Source organism: Phenylobacterium sp. 58.2.17 (assembly GCF_026411515.1).
Lineage (GTDB): Bacteria > Pseudomonadota > Alphaproteobacteria > Caulobacterales > Caulobacteraceae > Phenylobacterium.
On record NZ_JAPMTQ010000018.1, the window covers coordinates 45,580 to 65,362 of the forward strand.

Sequence of the window (19,783 nt, forward strand, 5' to 3'; positions counted from 1 at the left end):
TTGTTCGAAATGGGCCATGACCCTTGCTGCCGGAGCAGGCGCGCTGCTGGCCGCGGGGGCGGCCCACGCCGCCGACTGCGCCGATCTCGCCGGCCTGAAGCTGAAGAACGCGACCATCACCTCGGCCAAGCCCTATGCGACCGGCGAAGGCGTGGAGATCGGCGTGTTCGGGATTCCACCGCTGCCGACCATGAAAGCCTTCTGCCGGGTCGAGGCGACGCTGAGGCCGACGCCGGCCTCGAACATCAAGGTCGAGGTCTGGCTGCCGGCGTCGTCGGACTGGAACGGCCGCTTCATGGCCACCGGCAATGGCGGCTACGGCGGCAGCCTGGGCCAGCCGCGCCTGGCCATGCGGCCCGCCCTGCATCGCGGCTATGTCACTGCAGGCACCGATCTTGGCCACAGCGGCGACGGCAGCACGGGTGAGGACGCCTCCTGGGCGCTCAACCAACCTGAACTGATCCGCGACTTCGGATATCGCGCCAACCACGTCACCGCCGAGTTCGCCAAGGCCGTGACCGCCGCCTATTACGGCTCTGGCCCGAAGTACTCATACTTCCACGGCTGCTCGGACGGCGGCCGCGAGGCGCTGATGGAGGCGCAGCGCTATCCGGGCGACTTTGACGGCATCGTCGCCGGCGCTCCGGCCAACGCCTGGCTGCGCTTGATGACCTCGATGGCCTGGACCTGGAAGTCGGCCCACGTCAACCCGGCCAGCATGATCCCCGACGAGAAGCTGCCGGTGATCCAGGCCGCCGCCCTGGCGCTCTGCGACAAGATCGACGGCGTCGAAGACGGCGTGATCGAGGACCCGCGGGCCTGCCGCTTCGATCCGCACACCATTCAGTGCAAGTCCGGCGACGGCCCCGATTGCCTGACCGCGCCCCAGGTCACCGCCCTGCGCGCCCTCTATCAGGGCCCGCGCGACGCTGGCGGCAAGCAGCTCTTCGCCGGCTTCCCGGCGGGCGGCGAGGCCGTTCCGAACGCCTGGCCGTTGTGGATCACCGGCGCCAAGGCTCAGCACCCGGGCTTCGCCCGTTCGTTCTTCCGCAACATGGTCTATTCGGACCCCGCCTGGGACTTCCCGGCCGACTTCGATCTGGGCAAGGCCCTCGTCGACGCCAAGGCTGCGGTTGGCGATATCCTCCCCTCTGACAACCCCGACCTGTCGGCCTTCCATCGTCGCGGCGGCAAGTTGATCATGTTCCACGGCTGGGCCGACGCGGCCATCAGCCCGTACGCGTCGATCGAGTATTTCGATGCCGTCCGCGCCAAGACCGGCGCAGCCAAGACCGACAGCTTCGCGCGCCTGTTCATGGCTCCGGGCGTCTCGCACTGCCTCGGCGGCCCTGGTCCGAACACCTTCGACATGCTCGAGGCGGTGGCCAAGTGGGTGGAGAAGGGGCAAGCGCCTGATCGCGTGATCGCCACCAAGTACGACAACGAATACGCCAGCCTGCTGGATATGCCGGGCGCCAAACCCCTGCGCACCCGTCCGCTCTGCGCCTATCCCAAGATCGCGGTCTGGGACGGCAAGGGTTCGACTGACGAAGCCGCGAGCTTCACCTGCAAGGTTCCTGGCAAATGAGGGAGGGGCGAGGTGTATCGCGCCGTTCGTTTCTGATGGCCGCCGGCATGGGCGCCGGAGCCAGCCCGGCGGGCGTGGGGGCGGCGATGGCCGCGCCTGCCGCCAAGGTCGTCGACCTTCGCATCGATTATCTCGACCGCCCGCTCGGACTTGAGAACCTCACGCCGCGCTTTTCGTGGCGGTTGGATGGCAAGGCGGCAGGCCTGCGCCAGTCCGCCTATCGGATCGTTGTCGCGGCGTCCGAGGCTGAACTTGGCTCCGGACCGTGGCTCTGGGATAGCGGGCGGGTTGAAACCTCCCGAAGTTTCGACGTCGCTTGGGCCGGGCCGAAGCTCGCGTCGCGGCAGCGTCTTGCATGGCGGGTCAGCGTCTGGACGGCCAGCGCCGCCATGCCGATCGTCAGCGCCTCGTCGTCCTGGGAAATGGGATTGCTTGAGAAGGCCGACTGGAAGGCCGACTGGATCGCCGCGCCCGACCCCGAAGCCGAGGACGACCGCAAAGCCGGCATGATCTGGCTGTTCGGCAACACTGGCGCGGACGTCAAGCCGCGCCGATTTCGGCTGAAGTTCGACTTGCCCGAGACGCCGGTGCGCGCCGAACTTCTCGTCGCCGGCAAGGATGAGCTGACCACGGTCTGGCTCAATGGCGCTGAATTGCCCCAGCCGGACTGGCGCCCCCTGTGGGGTACGATGCGCGAGCTCTCCACCGGCGATCGGCTGCAAGCCGGCGCCAATGTGCTGGGCGTCGAGATCGCGACAAATCCAGCCGCCCTGCCGAAGACGCCGGCCGTCTTGGCTGCGCTCCTACGGGTCACCCTGGCGGACGGCCGCGTGTTGCGGATCGTCTCCAGCACCGACTGGCGCACGCGGCCAGCCGAGGGCGCCGACTGGACCACCGACGACGGCTGGTCCCCGAGCGGATCGGCCCAGGGGTGGGGACTTAGCCCGCCTTGGCCGGCGCGGCCGGCGTCGCTGTTGCGGCGCGACTTCACGGTGCGCAAGCCCGTGGCCCGCGCGCGGCTGTACGCTACTGCGCTCGGCGGCTACGAGGCGCACATCAATGGCCATCGGGTGGGGACGGGAAAGCTCGCGCCGGAATCGACCGATTTCCGCAAGCGCGTGCTCTACCAGGTCCACGACGTCACCGATCTGATCAAGAAGGGCGACAACGCCATCGGCGTCATCCTGGCCGATGGTTGGTATGGCAGCGCGTTCAGCTGGAACAACAGCCGTTGGAGTTTCGGTCCGCCGCCCAACCGGCTGATGGCCCAACTCGAACTGACCTATGGCGACGGGACGATCGAGCGGCTGATCACCGACGAGGCCTGGCGCGCGGGCTCCTCGCCGATCTTGAGCGCCGAGATCTACAATGGCGAGGTCTATGACGCGCGGCGCGAGCAGACCGGTTGGGCGTCGCCTGGCTTTGACGCCGCCAACTGGGAGCCAACCCGAAAGGTCGAAACCCCGGCACTCGCCTTCGCCGCTCAGGTCGCGCCGCCGATCCGCGAGACCCAGCGCCTGGCGCCGGCCTCGATGAAGACCCTCGCGCCCGGCGTACATGTCTACGATTTCGGCCAGAACTTCTCGGGCCATGTGAGGCTGAAAGTGAAGGGCGCGGCGGGAACCCCGGTCCTGTTGCGCTTCGCCGAGGTGGTCAGCCCCGACGGCCACATCGACACCGCCAATCTTCGCGGCGCGCGGGCCAGCGACACCTATGTGCTGAAGGGGCAGGGGACCGAGGTCTACGAGCCCAGCTTCACCTATCATGGCTTCCGTTATGTCGAGTTGACCGGCTATCCGGGAACGCCGCCGAAGGACGCCATCGAAGGCGTCGTGATCCACAGCGACTGCGCGATCACCGGAGTGCTGAAAACGTCCGACCCGCTGATCGACCGGATCTGGCGCAACGCGCTCTGGAGCCAGCGGTCCAACCTGGTCGGCATTCCGACCGACTGTCCGCAGCGCGACGAGCGGATGGGCTGGATGGGCGACGCCCAGGTGTTTTGGAACACGGCCAGCTACGCCATGGACGTGGACGGCTTCACGCGGCGGTTCATGGGCGATGCGCGCTCGGCCCAGGTCAAGGGCTCCTTCCCAGACGTGACGCCGTTTCCGGCGAATTGGGACGGATCGCCGGGCTGGGCCGACGCCGGGGTGATCCTGCCTTGGACGCTCTATCGCCAGTACGGCGACACCGGCGTGATCGAGGAAAACTGGGCGGCCATGGAGGCATGGCTCAAGCACATCGGTGACGCCAATCCGGACTTCCTGTGGAGCAAGCGGCGCGGCATCGACTACGGTGATTGGCTCTCGCCCGAAGCCGTCACCCCCAAGTCGCCGACCACCCCCAAAGACCTGATCGCCACCGCATTTTGGGCTTACGACGCCGAACTGATGACGCAGATGGCGCGGGCGACGGGACGCACCTCGGACGCCGAGCGCTACGCCGAGCTGCGCCAGAACATCGGGGCGGCCTTTCAGAAGGCCTATGTCCGAGGCGACGGCGGCATCGGCAACGACAGCCAGACCAGCTACATTCTGGCGCTCCATTTCGGCCTGCTGCCGGAGGCTCTGCGGCCGCTGGCGGCGAAGAGGCTCGCCGACGACATCGTCGGGCGCGGCTACCGGCTCAACACCGGCTTCCTTGGCACCCCCTACATCCTCGACGCCCTCGCCGACCACGGCCATGAGGACGTCGCCGTCGCCCTGCTCAAACAGACTGCGTTCCCGTCCTGGGGGCACATGGTCGCGAAGGGGGCGACCACGGTGTGGGAGCGCTGGAACGGCGACACCGGCGACGTCGCCATGAACTCGTACAACCATTATGCCTTCGGCGCGGTGGCTGGGTTCCTCTACCGGCGCCTGGCCGCCATCGAGCCGCTGACGCCAGGCTTCGAGCGGATCCGCATCCGCCCGCTGGACGACGCTCGCCTGCCGGATGGCGGCGGGACCTACGACTCGGTCATGGGCCGGATATCGACCAGCTGGAAGCGGGGCCACGCCGGCTTCACCCTGGACGTCAGCGTGCCGCCCAACAGCACGGCGGAAATCCACATTCCGGCCGCCGCGAGCGTCGCCGTGCGGGTCGGCGGCAAGCCGGTCGAAGATTCTAGCGAAGTGCGGCTCGTGAGCCGCGACGCCGTGAAGGCGGTGCTGGCGGCCGGCCCCGGCGCTCACCGCTTCACCGCTGGCTAGGGGAAGAGAGCGATGACGATCGAGACAGTGGCGTCGACGGCAAACCCCGTAGCCGATCGAGCCTTGAGGGGGCCGCTGGCCTTCGCCATCGGCTGCTTCCTGATCTGGGGGTTGGCCTATGGGCTGCTCGACGTGCTCAACAAGCACTTCCAGGAGACGCTGCACGTCGGCAAGGCGCAGTCGACCTGGCTGCAGATCGCCTATTTCGGCGCCTATCTGATGATGAGCCTGCCTGCCGGGCTCCTCCTGCAGGCCAAGGGCTACCGGTTCGGGATCGTTTTCGGGCTGGCTGTCACCGCCGTGGGCGCTTTGCTGTTCATCCCCTCGGCCCAGGCCGCCAGCTTTCCCTACTTCGTCGGCTCGATGTTCGTGATGGCGAGCGGCCTCTGCTTCCTGGAGACCGCCGCCGACACCTATGTGAACGTCCTAGGGGCGCCCGAACGGGCGCCGCAGCGGCTCAACCTCGCCCAATCCTTCAACGCGCTCGGCGTGTTCATAGGCCCGCTGATCGGCGGTTCGCTGTTCTTCGGCGGCGCCCTCACCGAGGCGGCCGGCGGCGAGCAGCGGGCCGTGCAACTGGTCTATCTGGTGATCGCGGTCATGGTGCTGATCTTCGCCGCCGTGGTGGCCCGAGCCCATCTGCCGGAGATCCGCGACGCCGTTCATTATCCGTCCGCAGAGGGGGAGGCCGGCCAGGGCCAGCGCCTGTGGGCGCAGCGCCACTTCGTGTTCGGGGTGGCGACCCAGGCCCTCTACATCGGCGCCCAGGTGGGCATCGGCGCCTTCTTCATCAACCTAGTCGTCGAGACCTGGTCAGGACTGAGTTCGCGCGATGGCGCCTTCCTGCTGTCGATCGCCGCGGCCGCCTATCTGATCGGACGGTTCGCCACCACAGCCCTCTTGTTGAAGTTCCGCCCCCGGGCCGTGCTGACCCTCTATGGCGCGGTCAACGTCGTCCTCTGCCTGGTGGTCGCCGCGGGGATCGACAAGATTTCGGCTATCGCCCTGATCGCCAGCTTCTTCTTCATGTCGACCATGTTTGCGACCATCTTCACGCTCGGCGTCGCCGACCTTGGCCCCGCGACCAAGCGAGGATCCTCGATCATGGTGATGGCCATCGGCGGCGGGGTGCTGTTGCCCTATCCGATGGGTTTGATCGCCGAGCAGCACGCAACCGCGACCGCCTTCCTTCTGCCGGCCGTATGCTTCGCGGTCGTGGCGCTCTACGGCTGGAAGGGCGCAGAGCGGCCTACCGGTCGACCGGCGCCACGATCAGTCTGACGCCGGCTCGCTCGACGTACTGAGCCGCCTCGTCGCCGAGGCCGTCGTCTGTGACCAGGATCGCGACATCCTCCAGCGCGCACAGCACGTGGGCGGCGGAGGCTGCGAACTTGCCGCTGTCGACCATCAGCACGATCTCGTCGGCTTGGCTCAGCAGCCGGCGCTCGGCCTGGACCAGCAGCACGTCGCTCTGCATCACGCCATGGCGGCCGACCGCCTGGGCGCCCATGAACATCCGGGTGGCGTGAAAGCGGCTGACCCCATCCTCGTCGAAGGGGCCCAGGACGATGTTCTGTTCTCGGAACAATTGTCCGCCCGGGATCGAGATGCGGGTGTTCGGCTGCGGGAGGAGGGCGCTGACGATGTGCAGCGAGTTGGTCAGGACTTGCAGGCCCAGCGGTTCGAGATGCGGGCACATTTGCAAGGTGGTCGAGCCGCCGTCGATGATCACGGCTTCGCCCGGCCGACAGAGGGCGGCCGCCGCTCGGCCGATGGCGGCCTTCTGTTGTGGTTGGCGGCCGATATTTTCGTGAAAGGGGACGCCCGTGAGGCGCTGGATGTCGCCCTCCGCCGGCGTTTCAATCTCGGCGAGACGCGCGCCGCCGCGGACCCGGACGATGTGGCCTTCGGAGGCCAGGCGTTCCAGGTCGCGGCGCAGGGTGGCCGGCGAGGCGTCGACCCGGCGATCGAGTTCCTTGAAGCCGATGAAGCCGCGCTCCTGCAGCATCTGCAGGATCAATTGCTCGCGTTCAGCGGCGTGCATGCGAGTCCTCGATGATTGATTGCGAGGCCTATTTCAGTCGGTTTGCGGCCGACTGCAATCAACTCCGATCATTTCGTCGGTTCAGACGATCCCGGCGCCAAGCCTGACAGCCTTGCGCTCCTGGGCCTTGCGATCGCGCCAGCCGCTGGTCCGATACATATCAAGCACGTCGATGGCGCCTCCGGCCTCCAGGCGCGCCATGGCCAGGATCGGGCTGACATCGGTGCGGTAGGCGCGGCGCAGCGCCTGGAAGCCCATCATCACGTCGTTGTCGGCTTGAGCATGGCGGAGGGCCTCACGGTCAACGATCACGGCCTTGGCGTAGGCGCCCAGAATGGCCTCGGCTGAGGAGAGCATGCTTTCGATCGGATCGGTGACGTTATGCGACTGGTCGATCATGTAGGCCGGGTTGAAGCCGTCGCGGGGCGCGAGCTCGGCCTCGACCAGCTCATTGAAGATCAGGAACAGCTGGTGGGGGTTGATGCTGCCGCAGTCCAGGTCGTCGTCGCCGTACTTGCTGTCGTTGAAGTGGAAGCCGCCCAGCTTTCCGAAGCGGTGCAGGCGGGCGACGATCTGCTCTATGTTCACGTTCGGCGCATGGTGGCCGAGGTCCACTAGGCACTGGGCCTTGGGCCCCAATTGCTGCGCGGCCAGGATGCTCGATCCCCAGTCGGAGATGACCGTCGAATAGAAGGCTGGCTCGAACATCTTGTGCTCCAGCAGCATCCGCCAATCCGTCGGGAGCGCCTTGTAGATCTGGCTCGCGCTGTCGAGATATCGGTCCAGCGACGCGCCCAGACTCTGTTGGCCTGGAAAGTTGGTTCCGTCCGCAAGCCACACGGTCAGGGCCTTGGAGCCCAGCACCCGCCCAATCTCGATGCACTCGATATTGTGCTCGATCGCCTGGGCGCGCACGGCGGGGGCGGTCGCGGTCAGGCTGCCGTGCTTGTAGGAAAGCGTTTGGCCCTCCTGATCCTGGAAGGTGTTGGAGTTTACCGCGTCGAAGCCAAGGCCGAGCGCGGAGGCTTCCTCACGCAGACCCACATAGTCAGCAACACGATCCCAAGGGAAATGGGGCGAGACGCGCGGCGTGGCGCGGCCCAGCTGCTGGACCACGGCGCAGTCCTCCAGCTTCTCGTGGATGTTGGTCGGTTCGCCGGGAATCGGAAACTTGGCGAAGCGGGTGCCGCCGACCCCGCTGCCCCAGGTGGGCAGGGCGACTGAGAAGTCGGCCACCTTGGCCTTCACCGCCTCCACGTCGATCCCGCGCCGTTCGAGCGCGCGGCCCAGGCTGTCATACTCGTCGCGCAGAGCATCGTAGCGCGCGGCGTTGTGGTCGGCGATCTGGTCGCCGCAGAGGGGAAGTCCCGTCATGTCGCCGTGCTCCGTTGTCGATCTTAGCGCGTGAACGCCTGGGCGTTGCCGGCGTCGACATTGATGATGTTGCCCGTGGACTTCGACGCCGCGTCGGAGACCAGGAAATAGACCGCCTCGGCGATATCGTCCGGCAACACGTTGCGCTTCAGCATCGAGCGCTTGCGATAGAATTCCTCAAGCTCATCACCGGCGTCGATGCCGTAGGCGTCCGCGCGCTCCTTGCGCCAGTCGCCGTCCCAGATGCGCGAGCCTCGGATCACTGCGTCTGGGTTGACCGTGTTGACCCGAATGCCGTGCTCGGCGCCTTCCAGGGCCAGGCAGCGGGCCAGGTGCAGCGATGCAGCCTTGGCCGAGGCGTAGGCTGCGGCATTGGGCGTAGCGGCCAGCGCGTTCTTCGAGCCGACGAAGACGATGGCCCCGCCATGCTGCCGCTTCATCAGCGGGAAGGCGGCGCGACTAGCCAGGAAATAGCCCTCGACCAGCACACTGTGATTGCGTCTCCAGAGCTCGACGGTGGTCTCCTCGATAGGCGCCGAGGAGGCTAGGCCCGCATTGGCCACCAGGATGTCCAGGCCGCCATATTCGCGGGCGGCGGTTTCAAAGGCCGCAGCGATGTCAGTCTCGCTGGTGACGTCGCACAGCTGAGTGCGGACCACGTCGTGGCCGAAGCGGGCCCGGAGTTCGTCGCCGGTCGTCGACAGGGCCGCCACATCACGGTCGGTCAGAACAACGCAGGCGCCTTCGCTCAGCAGTCGCGTCGCGCAGGCCGCACCAATCCCGCCCGCCGCCCCGGTGACCAGTGCAACCTTGCCGACCAGCGGCTTGGGTTTGGGCATCCGCTGCAGCTTGGCCTCTTCCAGGGCCCAATACTCGATGGCGAAAGCCTCGGATTCCGGGAGGCCCACATAGTCGCCGATGGCGTTCGCGCCGCGCATCACATTGATGGCGTTGGCATAGAATTCACCTGCCAGGCGGGCCGTGGTCTTGTCGGCGGCGAAGGTGAAGCGGCCGACGCCGGGCAGCAACACGACCACGGGATTGGCGTCGCGCATCTTCGGGTCGGCCGGTCCGGCGTTGCGGGCGTAGTAGGCGCCGTAGCCCTGGCGATAGGCTTCCAGCGCCTGGGCCAGATAGGCGTCGTTGCCGATCCGGGCCGGGTCCAGGGTCAGCGGCGTGATCTTAGTGCGCAGGAAGTGGTCGGGGCAGGAGGTGCCGATGGCGGCCAGCCGCAGGAAGTCCTGGGAGCCGACGAAATCCAGGGTCTCGGCGTCGTCGCTGAAATGGCTGATCTTTCCCTGCGCACCGGTCATCAGGCCTCGAAGCCGGGGCGCCAAGTTGGCGGCGATCTGGGCGCGCTGGTCGGAGGGGAGCGGCGCCACGGCTCGTCCGCCGAAGGCCGGCTTCAGGGCAAGCTTGGCGTTCAGATAGGCCGCCGCGCGGGCGATCAGATCGACGGTGTTGTCGTAGCAGGCCTTTGAGCTCTCGGCCCAGCAGATGATCCCGTGGCCGGCCAGCATGACTCCGCGCAGCCCGGGGTTGGCGGCCGCATAGTCGCGCAGGCGCAGGCCAAGATCGAAACCCGGCCGCTTCCAGTCGAGCCAGCCGACCTCGCCTCCATAGATCTCCCGCGTAGCCGCCTCGCCGCCGGAGGAAGCGGCCAGGGCGATCACGGCGTCGGGGTGAACGTGGTCGACATGTTCAAAGGGCAGATAGGCGTGCAGCGGGGTGTCGATGGAAGCAGCGCGCGGGTTCAGGTCGAACGTGCAGTGGGGCAGGTAGCCCACCATCTCGTCTTCGTGCTCGACACCGCGATAAAGGCCTTCAAGCTGCAGAAGCTTGCCGAGATAGAGGGTCGAGAAGCCGTCCAGCTGCATCGAACCGATGTCACCGCCCGAACCCTTCACCCATAGGACCGTCGTGGCTGCGCCGGTCAGCGGATCTCGGTCCAGGATTTTGGCCGACGTGTTGCCGCCGCCAAAGTTCGTGATCGTCAGGTCCGACCCCAGCAGGTTCGAGCGATAGAGCAACAGCTCTGCGGGAGAGAGGGCCGCGGCGGTTTCATCCGACCATCGGGACGCGGGAATTTGAAAGCGGATGGCGCTGTCGCTCACGGCGCTCTCGACGGGACTGCTCATGAGGCAATGCTAATCAGGGCGCTGGCGCGTCGCAATCATCTTCGATAGAAAATGATCAAAATAGATCGCGGGGTGGAATTTTGAGCGGTGGAGCCGTGGTGGTGCTGGACGTGGGCAAAACCAACGCCAAGCTCACCCTTTGGGATGAGGGCGGCGCCTTGTTGGAGCGGCGGTCACGAGCCAACGTCGTTGTCCAGTCGGATCGCTATCGCGTCCTCGACGCCGCGGGGGTCGAAGCTTGGTTGGCCGACACCCTAGGAGATTTTGCGGACCAGGCTGAGGTCGGGGCCATCATCCCGGTCGCACACGGCGCCGCCGCGGCGCTGATCCAGGATGGCCGGCTCTGGACGCCGCCGATGGACTATGAGGAGGAACCCGATCCGGCCGACCGCGCAGACTATGATCGGGGCCGTGACGCCTTCGCGCTGACCGGTTCGCCACGGCTGCCCCAAGGCCTGAACCTTGGGATGCAGTTGCATCGATTGGAGCGGCTGACCGCCCCTTGGCCGCGAGATCTGCAGATTGTCACCTGGCCGCAGTATTGGGCTTGGCTGCTGTGCGGGCAGACGGCCAGCGAACTGACTAGCCTTGGCTGTCACACCGACCTATGGCGCCCTGGCGATGGCCGCCATAGCGCAATGGCTATCGCACGCGGCTGGGCGCAGCGGCTGGCCCCCCTGCGGGCGGCGGCCGATGTCCTGGGGCCGATCAGCACAGCGTGGGCCAAGCGCACCGGACTGCCTGTCACCTGCCAGATCCATTGCGGGCTCCACGACAGCAACGCCGCGTTGCTGGCGGCCCGAGGGCATGCAGAGATCGCGATGGGCGACGCCACCATCCTGTCGACCGGCACCTGGTTCGTGGCGATGCGCTCGTTGGCCGATCACGGGAACGTGGCGGCCCACGACCTCGTCGAGAGTCGTGATTGCCTGATCAATGTCGATGCCGATGGCCGGCCTGCGCCGTCGGCTCGCTTCATGGGGGGCAGGGAGGCCGAGTTGCTCGTTGGGGCAGACATCTCCGCCCTCACCGAAAACTACGATTCCGACGTGTTGATCGGCAGACTGCCGGCCCTGATCGAGCGTGGCGTGTTCGCGTTGCCCGGCGTCGTGCGCGGCGTCGGACCATTCCCTGATGGCCCGGGCGGATGGGAGAACGAGCCTGACGACCAACTCGACCGCGCCGCCGCCGTGGGCCTCTATCTGGCCCTGATGGCGGACGTCGTCCTCGATCTTGTCGGTTCACGCGAGCGGCTGGTGATCGAGGGGCGGTTCGCCGAGGCTCAGGTCTTCGTGCGGGCCCTCGCCGCCTTGCGTGCTCGGCAGAGTGTCTATGTCTCCAAAGCCCAGGACGATGTGCCCTATGGCGCCCTGCGGCTGCTGAGGCCAAGCCTTGTTTCGGCCTCGCCGCTCACGCCTGTCACCCCGCTTCCTCTGGACATTTCGCAATACGTTCGCCGCTGGCGCGCGCTCGCGCAGGGGGATGATCACAGGGGGCGGACGGCTCGGCGCTAGCGGGGAGCGGAGCGGGATTCCGAGCCGGGCGGAACGCTGATTCAACCTTCATTGCTGGGCGAGAAGGGGACGACCCCGGCGCAAGCCGGGGCCGCCGCGCGCCGTTAGCGGGCCATGTTCAGGACCTGGACCTGGGTGAACTCCTTCAGGCCCTCTTCGCCCAGTTCGCTGCCGACGCCGGAGAGCTTGGCCCCGCCGAACGGCAGGTGCGGCTGCAGGTCGGCATGCTTGTTGATCCAGACCGTGCCGGACTCCATGCCGGCGGCGAGGTCCCAGGCGCGCTCGGCGTCCTTGGCCCAGATCGAGCCGCCGAGGCCGTAGTCCGAGGCGTTGGCGCGGGCCACCGCGTCGGCGGCGTCCTTGAACTTGATCAGCGGCAGCACCGGGCCGAACTGCTCCTCGTCGACCAGCTTGGAGCCGTCGGTGATGTCGCGCACGATGGTCGGGCGGATGAAGTAGCCGGTGTCGCCGGCGCGGGCGCCGCCGGCGATCACCTTGCCGTCGCGCTTGCCGGCCTCGATGTAGTCGAGGACCTTGTCGAACTGGGCCTTGTTCTGCAGCGGGCCGAACTGGGTGCCCTGCTCCAGGCCATCGCCGACCACGGCCGCATCGGCGAGCTTGGCCAGCTCCTCGCACATGGCGTCGTAGATGCTCTCGTGGATGTAGACCCGCTTGGCGGCGATGCAGACCTGGCCGGAGTTCTGGAAAGCGGCGGCGAAGATCTTCGGCGCGGTCTCGACCGGGTCGACGTCGTCCAGCACGATGGCCGCGTCGTTGCCGCCCAGCTCCAGGGTGACGCGCTTGAGGGCGTCGGCGGCGCCGGCCATCACCCGCTTGCCGGTCTCGGTAGAGCCGGTGAAGCTGATCTTGCGGATGTCGGGGTGGCCGGTGATCGCCGCGCCCAGGTCGTTGGCGTCGGCGATGATGTTGAGCACGCCGGGCGGGACCAGGTCCTTGACCAGTTCGGCGATCTTCAGGGTCGAGAGCGGCGTGGTCGCGGCCGGCTTCAGGACGATGGTGTTGCCGGCCAGCAGGGCGGCCGGAACCTTGAAGGACATCAGGATCAGCGGGAAGTTCCAGGGCACGATGGCCCCGATCACGCCGAGCGGCTTGCGGCGGATCTCGACGCGGCCCGTGGCGTCGTCCTGGACGGTCTTGGCCGGCAGGTCGAGGCTGGCGAAGTAGCGGAAGAAGGCCGCAGCCCCGAACACCTCGCCCATCGCCGCCTGCAGCGGCTTGCCCTGTTCCTGGGTCAGCAGGCGCGCGAGCTCGGGCGCGGCGCCCTGGATGGCGTCGGCCATGGCCAGCAGCGCCTTGCGGCGCTCGTCGATCGAGGTGGCGGCCCAGGCCGGGAACGCGGCCTTCGCGGCGGCGACCGCCTGGTCGAGCTGGGCCTTGGAGGCGCGCGAGCAAACGGCGACGCGTTGCTCGGTGGCCGGATTGATCACGTCCATCGTCGCGTCGCCGGCCACCAGTTGGCCGCCGATCAGGAGCTTGAAGTCAGGCGTAGCAGTCATGGCGGAGCGTTCCTTCCTAATTTTGCGCGCCACGCTCGGCCTGTTACGCAACGGCGGTCAAGCCGGGATCTAGTCGGGCAGGGCGAAGGCCACGACCTTGTCGCCGCGCCTGGTGTCGCCCTTGGCGTGGCCGCCGGCGGCGATGACCACGTACTGGCGGCCCTTCCAGACATAGGTCATCGGAGTGGCCTGGCCGCCGGCCGGCAGGCGGCCCTTCCAGAGCTCGCGGCCGGACTTGGCGTCGAAGGCGCGCAGGTAGTCGTCCATCGCCGCGCCGATGAACACCAGGCCCGAGGCGGTGGCGATCGGGCCGCCGAAATTGGGCGTGCCGACGCCGCGAACGAAGAACTGCGAGCCGGGCGCCAGGTCGCCGGTGGCGCCGAGCGGGGTGCGCCAGAGCACCTGGCCGGTGGTCATGTCGACGGCGCTCAGCAGGCCCCAGGGCGGCGGGTTGCAGGGCAGACCGAGCGGCGAGCGCAGCAGTTCGCGCCGCATGCCGTAAGGGGCGCCGGCCTGGGGGCTGATCTCGAGGTCGGGGTTGGCCTGTTTCTCGCCGGCGACCTTGCCGGCCGGGACCAGGGTGACCTTGTGCAGGGCCGAGGAGGTGTTGATGAACGCCACGCCCCGGCGCGGATCGAAGGCGATGCCGCCCCAGTTCGAACCGCCGCCGGTGAAGGGGTAGAGGATCGTCCCTTTGGTGCTGGGCGGGGTGTAGAGCCCCTCGTTGCGGGCCCCGGCGATCAGCTTGCGGCAGGCGTCCTTGTCCCAGGGCGTCAGGCCGAAGGCGTCGTCCGGGGTGATGCGGCTGGGCGCCAGCGGCGCGGGCGCCACCGGGAAGGGCTGGGTGGGGGAGAGCACCTCGCCGACCTCGCCGCCCTGGGGGACGGGGCGCTCCTCGACCGGGATGATCGGCTGGCCGGTCTCGCGGTCGAGGGTGAAGACCAGGCCCTGCTTGGTGGTCTGGATCACCGCCGGGCGGACCGGGCCGCCGCGGTAGCCGAGCATGGCCAGGGTCGGCTGGGCCGGGACGTCGTAGTCCCAGACGTCGTGGTGGGTGGTCTGGAACGCCCAGGCGACCTGGCCGGTGGCGGCGTGGACGGCGACCACCGAGTTGGCGTGGGCGGCGTTGCCGGGGCGCGCAGCGCCGTAGAAGTCGGGGCTGGGGCTGGAGGTCGGCAGGAACACCAGGCCGCGGGCCGGGTCGGCGGACATCGGGGCCCAGACGTTGGCCGCGCCGGCGACGACACCGGGGCCCGCCGCCTGCAGCGGGTCGTAGGTCCAGCGTAGCGCGCCGCTGACCGCGTCGAAGGCATGGACCGCGCCGGGCGTCTCGCGGACCCGCTGGTTGTCGTCGATCGAGGAGCCGACCACGACGATCCCGTCGATCACCACCGGGGCCGAGGTGATCTGCGCGCCGTCCGGGCGGGCCAGCCGCGCGCCCGGCATGGCGTCGACCTGGCCGGCCTGGCCGAAGCCGGGGCAGGCGCGGCCGCTGGCGGCGTCGAGCGCGAAGAGCCGCCGGTCGTTGGTCGCCATGAAGATCCGCTCGGCGCAGGGGGCGTCGGCCGGGGCGGCGGGATCGCGCCAGTAGGCGACGCCGCGGCAGTTGAAGCTGTTGGGATAGCGCAGGGCCGCCTCGATCTTCGGGTCGAAGGTCCAGAGCGCCTTGCCGGTTGCTGGGTCGTGGGCGCTGGCGACGTTGAACGGGCTGCAGAGATAGAGCCGGCCGCCGGCCAGGATCGGGGTCGCCTCGAACGCCGCACGCTGGACCGCGTCGGCATGGGTCTTCATGTGGCCGGTGGAGTAGGTCCAGGCGAGCTTCAGCCCCTTCACGTTGGCCGGGGTGATCTGGGCGGCGGGCGAGAACCGCTGACCCCCGGCGTCGCCGCCGTAATAGGGCCAGTCGGCCTCCGGGGCCGCGGCGGGCGGGGCCGCCGGCGGGCTGCAGGCGGCGAGGGCGCAAAGCGCGGCGACGGCGAGACGCTGGATCATGGCCCGATGTTTCGCGCCGGCCGCGGCCTTGAGAAGCGGCCTGGGACGAGCGGCGAGCCGGGCGGGGCGAGTGGTGAGGATCGCGGGGCGCGCGCCTAGGGTTTCTACCGATGGCGAGGGGGCGCCGACGGGCGGACAATCATGGACAGCAGGAGGGCCGGCCCGCCGGTCCTCGCCGAACCCAGAGAACGACCATGCGGACCCTTCCGGCCATCGTCAGTTCCGTCGCGTTTCTACTTGCAGGTCCAGAGGTCGTCCTGGCCCAGCCGAAGCCCGCGCCGGCCGCGTCGGCGCCGGGGGCCGGGGCGGAGCTGCCGCCGCAGGAGGTCGAGGAGGACGCCCTGAAGGCGCTGAAGCGCATGGGCGCGTACCTGGACACCCTGAAGACCTTCGGGCTGACCGCGAACACCACCCTGGAGGTGGTGACCGTCGACGGGCAGCGGCTGCAGCTGGATGGGGTGACCACCTACAAGGTGCGGCGGCCGAACGGCTTCGTCATCGACCTGAAGAGCGACATCAAGAACCGCACCTTCATCTATGACGGCAAGACCTTCACGATCTCCGCGCCCGAGCTGAAATACTATGCGACCGTGCCCGCGCCCGGCAGCAACATCGCCACGCTGGACGCCATCCACGACCGGTACGGGATCTCGCTGCCGCTGGAGGACCTGTTCCACTGGAACGGCGACAAGACCCGCGAGGACCAGCTGATCTCGGGCTTCGTGGTCGGGCCGGCGACCATCGACGGGGTGGCGACCGAACAATACGCGTTCCGCGAAAAGGACATGGACTGGCAGGTCTGGATCCAGAAGGGCGAGCGGCCGCTGCCCAAGAAGCTGGTGATCATCGACAAGACCGACCCGACCGGCCCGACCTATGTCGCGCGGCTGAGCTGGACCGAGAACCCGCAGCTGACGCAGCAGGACTTCACCTTCACGCCCGCAAGCGACGCCAAGCCGATCCGGCTGATGGCGCAGCGCTGAGGAGGCCGCGATCATGTCCAAGGCGCCCCTTTACCGTGCGACCCTCGGGGCCGCGATCGTCTCGATCGTCGCCATGGCGGCGTTCGACAGCTATGCGCGCGGCCGCGGCGGCGGCGGCCTGCGTGGCGGCGGCATGTCGAGCATGAGCCGCGGCTCGTCGATGAGCCGCGGGAGCATGGGCGGTGCCTCGCGCAGCATGAGCGTGCCGCCGCGACAGAGCAGCTCGATGAACCGGTCGAGCTATGGCGGCGGACGCTCCCAGGCCGGCTCCAGCGCGCGTGCGGCCGGGGGCCAGGGCGCTAACGCCAGCGCCCGCCCGGCCGCGGGCCAGGGAGCATCCGCCGGCAATCGTCCCGCCGCCGGGCAAGGCGCCTATGCCGGAAATCGCCCCGCCGCAGGGCAGGGCGGCCGCGCCGACGCCGGCCAGCTGCCGGCGCGCGGCGACGGCAACCGCGGCAACAACAACACGATCAACCGGGGCGACATCAACGCCGGCAACAACATCAATATCGACGCCGACAACGACTGGGGCTGGAGCGGCTGGGACGACCATCCGATCGGCGCCGGAGTCGCCTTCGGCGCCGCTGCGGCGGTGACCTCGGCGGCGGTCTACGGCTCGATGTACTATGCGCTGCCGTACGGCTGCTCGCCCTACTACACGTCCTACTATTACTGCGGCGGCATGTACTACGAGCCCCGCTACGAGGGCGACACGGTGGTCTATGTAACGGTGCCGGATCCGGCCCAGGACCAACCCCCGCCGCAACCTCCGCCGCCGCAGCAATAGGGCCGCCGATGATCGATGCGCGTTTCTGGCGAGCCGCGTTCGCCGCCGGCCTCCTGGTCCTGACGGCTGCGCCTGGCCCGGCGGCCGCCCAAGCCGGGGCCGCCCAAGCCGGGGCCGCCCAAGCCGGCGTCGCCAAGCCCGACCCCACCCCGCCGGTCCCGACCTTCACGCGCAGCCTGGCGTCGTTCGCCAAGTCCAACCCCGCCCCGAAGTGTTTCGACCGCCGGACCGAACCCTATACCGGGGTGTCGGACGCGCACTTCCATCCGCGGCCGTTCGGCGGCCAGGCGATCGAGCCGACGACTCTCTTCCAGTACTTCGACAAGGCCGGGGTGCGGTTCGTGACCTATATGGGCATCGGCCAGTCGCTCGATATGAAGTCGGACTGCACCTACTACCTGAACTGCCCGGGGGTGAAGGCGCTGCCCAGCATCAAGAACGACTTCGTCAACGGGCAGGAGATGAAGGTCTATCCGCACGACAACGTCCACATCACGCTGTCGATGACGTTCGTGGATCTGGCCCATCCCGAGGGCGCGGTGGAGACCATCAAGCTCTACGACCGCGAGTTTCCGGGGATGTTCGCCTGGATGGGCGAGGCCAACGTTATGAAGCAGGCGTTGCTGGGCAACGGCTTCGAGCCGCCGACCTTCGAGAGCATCGACCGCTGGGCCCCGTTCATGAAGGTGCTCGAGCAGCGCGGCATCCCGCTCACCGTCCACGCCGACCTGGGCAACGACGCCGAGCCGACCAAGTTCGTGCCGCTGATGCAGCACGTGCTGAAGACCTATCCGAACAACAAGATCGTCTGGGCGCACATGGGGCTCTCGAAAGAGCTGACCAAGATGAACCCCAAGCTGCATGTGGCGATCATGCGCAAGGCGCTGGATACCTATCCGAACCTGATGCTCGATATATCGTGGGACGTGATTTACAACGCCTACTACCAGTACGGGCAGGACTTCATCGACCTGTTCAACGCCTATCCGACCCGGATCCTGAACGGCTCGGACTTCGTCGCCGCCGGCGACAAGCCGTTCGAGCAGTATTGGAAGGAGCTGGAGATCACGAGCCGCGTCAACCGGCGCCTGAACGACGAGGCGTTCCGCCAGATCGCGCTGGGCGAGAATTACTTCCGTCTGCTGAACCTGGACTACGTCGCGCCGCCGGTCTGCCGGGCCGGCCGCTAGCCTCAGAAGGCCAGCGAGAAGTCGGTGACGAAGGTGAAGCCGTTGCCGCCGACGGGAATGGGATAGGCCGTGTAGCCGACCGGCGAGTTCTTGACCCACAGGCCCATCATGTTCACCCGCAGATCGCGGCGCTGGAACGGGTAGTAGTTGAGCCCGAGGGCGAGGTCCCAGGGATCGCCGTACTGGCCGAAAACTTGCGACCCCGAAGCGTAGAGCATCAGCGTCTTGGGGATGACCATGGCCGAGGCCTGGAGCGAGTAGCCCTGATCGAAGAAGTCGTCGCGGGGAATGACGCCCTCGAACTTCAGCGGGTCCAGCCAGCGGGCGTAGTATTCGCCCTCCAGCGCGTAGCCGTTGTATTTGAAGGCCGCGGCCAGGGCCATCATCTGATAACGGACCTCGGTGATCCGCCCCGTCCCGAAGGCGGTGGTGTTAAAGATCAGGGTCCCGTCGGACAGCCGGATCTGGGTGTTCTCGATCGACTCAGTGCCCGGCTGCGACTGCGGCGTCTCGGTGCTGTGCGTGTAGTGCGCGCTGAACAGGGTCGCGAGCTTCTGGTGGTCTTCGAAGTCGCCCATTCCGTTGGCCGGCCCGAACTCCTTGGTCGTCGGCATCCAGGTCAGGGCGCCGGAGAAGGTGTCTATGTTGGCGTCTAGCTGGCGGGCTTGGACGCCGAGCGCGCTGAGGTTGTTGGCGAGCATCACCCGGTATTCGAGGCCGTCGACGATCTTGCCGTCGGCCCAGACGCCCTGCGTGTAGGACCCGCGGAAGAACTCATCGGCGATGGGCCGGTTGTCGTTGCGGAGCCAGTAGGGGAAGGTGCGGTTGGTCGAACGGGTCGAGGGCACCGACTGGATCCCGAAATAGGCCTTGAAGTGTTCGTTGAAGGTCCAGTTGAGGTTGCCGGCGGCGACCACCTGGGCGCCGAGCCCCTGGCTGGCGTTGGATGTCCAGACATAGGCGTTGTAGCCGAACCGCGGATCGAACAGCCAGCCGCGCAGGGTGATCTGCACCTTCGCCAGTTGGAAGTCCTCGCGCGGGGTGACGTCGAAGGGCTGGCCGAAGGTGCTCGTATAGGTGTGGTCCATGCCGTGCTGGTTCAGATAGCGCAGGTAGCTGACCAGGCCGAGGTTCACCTCGCCGGCGTCCGAGCGCATCAGGATCACGCCCTTGCCGGGCTCGAAGCCGCCCCACTTGGCGCCCTTGGGCGGGGCCTCGGAACGCTGACTGAGCTGGAGGTTCGGCTGCGCGTCAGGGGGCGGCGGCGGCGGCGCGGGGTCGCCGGCCACGAGGCTGAACTGGCGCGAGAGGGCGTCGATGCGCCGGGCGCGGGCTTCCTCGGCGGCCTTGGCGGCGGCCGACTCCGCCTTCAACGCCTCGATCTCGCGGCGGATGTCGGCGAGCGCCGCGTCCGAGGCGCCGGGGGGCGGCCGGCGGGGGGCCCGGCGGGGGGGGTTCTTTG

Annotated in this window: 13 protein-coding genes; 7 read left to right on the forward strand and 6 right to left on the reverse strand. The window is 68.1% G+C overall.

The genetic code is table 11. The features are described from left to right. Nucleotides 1-16: 16 nt before the first annotated feature. The 3 genes from OUA97_RS13240 (at nucleotide 17) to OUA97_RS13250 (ending at nucleotide 6,063) form a co-directional block, all read left to right on the forward strand. Nucleotides 17-1,588 carry a tannase/feruloyl esterase family alpha/beta hydrolase gene (locus OUA97_RS13240; RefSeq protein ID WP_267232371.1) on the forward strand — a complete coding sequence of 524 codons (1,572 nt, stop codon included), beginning with the start codon at nucleotides 17-19 and terminating at the stop codon, nucleotides 1,586-1,588. 86 nt (nucleotides 1,589-1,674) lie between these two features. After that, the gene (locus OUA97_RS13245; protein WP_267232372.1) at nucleotides 1,675-4,782 is read left to right on the forward strand and encodes an alpha-L-rhamnosidase; all 3,108 of its coding nucleotides are present in this window, start codon (nucleotides 1,675-1,677) and stop codon (nucleotides 4,780-4,782) included. Nucleotides 4,783-4,794: 12 nt separating this feature from the next. Then, nucleotides 4,795-6,063, forward strand: coding sequence for a sugar MFS transporter (locus OUA97_RS13250; protein WP_267232373.1), 1,269 nt, complete (start codon nucleotides 4,795-4,797; stop codon nucleotides 6,061-6,063). Here OUA97_RS13250 and OUA97_RS13255 read toward each other — a convergent pair. From OUA97_RS13255 to OUA97_RS13265, 3 genes are all read right to left on the reverse strand, one after another. Then, complete coding sequence (locus tag OUA97_RS13255) at nucleotides 6,032-6,826, reverse strand: DeoR/GlpR family DNA-binding transcription regulator (RefSeq protein WP_267232374.1); 795 nt, start codon at nucleotides 6,824-6,826, stop codon at nucleotides 6,032-6,034. The genes OUA97_RS13250 and OUA97_RS13255 overlap by 32 nt on opposite strands. 81 nt (nucleotides 6,827-6,907) lie before the next feature. Then, a complete protein-coding gene (gene rhaI, locus OUA97_RS13260; protein ID WP_267232375.1) occupies nucleotides 6,908-8,200 on the reverse strand; it encodes an L-rhamnose catabolism isomerase in 1,293 nt (430 codons plus the stop codon). Nucleotides 8,201-8,223: 23 nt separating this feature from the next. Further along, on the reverse strand, nucleotides 8,224-10,314 hold the full coding sequence (locus OUA97_RS13265; RefSeq protein ID WP_267232376.1) for a bifunctional rhamnulose-1-phosphate aldolase/short-chain dehydrogenase: 2,091 nt from the start codon (nucleotides 10,312-10,314) through the stop codon (nucleotides 8,224-8,226). Between the two features lie 122 nt (nucleotides 10,315-10,436). Between OUA97_RS13265 and OUA97_RS13270 the strand changes: the two genes are divergently transcribed. After that, nucleotides 10,437-11,852 (forward strand): FGGY-family carbohydrate kinase, encoded by a 1,416-nt coding sequence (locus OUA97_RS13270; RefSeq protein ID WP_267232377.1) that lies wholly within the window; start codon nucleotides 10,437-10,439, stop codon nucleotides 11,850-11,852. 104 nt (nucleotides 11,853-11,956) lie between these two features. Here the strand turns inward: OUA97_RS13270 and OUA97_RS13275 are convergent, their stop codons facing one another. Further along, on the reverse strand, nucleotides 11,957-13,369 hold the full coding sequence (locus OUA97_RS13275; protein ID WP_267232378.1) for an aldehyde dehydrogenase family protein: 1,413 nt from the start codon (nucleotides 13,367-13,369) through the stop codon (nucleotides 11,957-11,959). A 69-nt stretch (nucleotides 13,370-13,438) separates the two neighbouring features. After that, nucleotides 13,439-15,361, reverse strand: a complete 1,923-nt coding sequence (locus OUA97_RS13280; protein WP_267232379.1) for a pyrroloquinoline quinone-dependent dehydrogenase — start codon at nucleotides 15,359-15,361, stop codon at nucleotides 13,439-13,441. Between the two features lie 194 nt (nucleotides 15,362-15,555). On the opposite strand from OUA97_RS13280, the gene OUA97_RS13285 reads away from it, so the two are divergent. The 3 genes from OUA97_RS13285 to OUA97_RS13295 are packed head-to-tail and all read left to right on the forward strand — an operon-like array spanning nucleotide 15,556 to nucleotide 18,321. Beyond that, complete coding sequence (locus OUA97_RS13285; RefSeq protein WP_267232380.1) at nucleotides 15,556-16,344, forward strand: DUF2092 domain-containing protein; 789 nt, start codon at nucleotides 15,556-15,558, stop codon at nucleotides 16,342-16,344. A gap of 13 nt (nucleotides 16,345-16,357) precedes the next feature. Next, nucleotides 16,358-17,131, forward strand: coding sequence for a hypothetical protein (locus tag OUA97_RS13290; protein ID WP_267232381.1), 774 nt, complete (start codon nucleotides 16,358-16,360; stop codon nucleotides 17,129-17,131). 8 nt (nucleotides 17,132-17,139) lie between these two features. Further along, nucleotides 17,140-18,321 carry an amidohydrolase family protein gene (locus tag OUA97_RS13295; protein WP_267232382.1) on the forward strand — a complete coding sequence of 394 codons (1,182 nt, stop codon included), beginning with the start codon at nucleotides 17,140-17,142 and terminating at the stop codon, nucleotides 18,319-18,321. Nucleotides 18,322-18,323: 2 nt separating this feature from the next. Here OUA97_RS13295 and OUA97_RS13300 read toward each other — a convergent pair. Beyond that, nucleotides 18,324-19,783: hypothetical protein (locus OUA97_RS13300; protein ID WP_267232383.1), on the reverse strand; the 1,460-nt coding region annotated here is incomplete at its 5' end.

Coding starts and splice junctions, on each gene's coding strand:
- OUA97_RS13240 (WP_267232371.1), top strand. CDS start 17: ATGACCCTTGCTGCCGGAGCAGGCGCGCTGCTGGCCGCGGGGGCGGCC.
- OUA97_RS13245 (WP_267232372.1), top strand. CDS start 1,675: ATGGCCGCGCCTGCCGCCAAGGTCGTCGACCTTCGCATCGATTATCTC.
- OUA97_RS13250 (WP_267232373.1), top strand. CDS start 4,795: ATGACGATCGAGACAGTGGCGTCGACGGCAAACCCCGTAGCCGATCGA.
- OUA97_RS13255 (WP_267232374.1), bottom strand. CDS start 6,826: ATGCACGCCGCTGAACGCGAGCAATTGATCCTGCAGATGCTGCAGGAG.
- rhaI (WP_267232375.1), bottom strand. CDS start 8,200: ATGACGGGACTTCCCCTCTGCGGCGACCAGATCGCCGACCACAACGCC.
- OUA97_RS13275 (WP_267232378.1), bottom strand. CDS start 13,369: ATGACTGCTACGCCTGACTTCAAGCTCCTGATCGGCGGCCAACTGGTG.
- OUA97_RS13280 (WP_267232379.1), bottom strand. CDS start 15,361: ATGATCCAGCGTCTCGCCGTCGCCGCGCTTTGCGCCCTCGCCGCCTGC.
- OUA97_RS13285 (WP_267232380.1), top strand. CDS start 15,556: ATGCGGACCCTTCCGGCCATCGTCAGTTCCGTCGCGTTTCTACTTGCA.
- OUA97_RS13290 (WP_267232381.1), top strand. CDS start 16,358: ATGTCCAAGGCGCCCCTTTACCGTGCGACCCTCGGGGCCGCGATCGTC.
- OUA97_RS13295 (WP_267232382.1), top strand. CDS start 17,140: ATGATCGATGCGCGTTTCTGGCGAGCCGCGTTCGCCGCCGGCCTCCTG.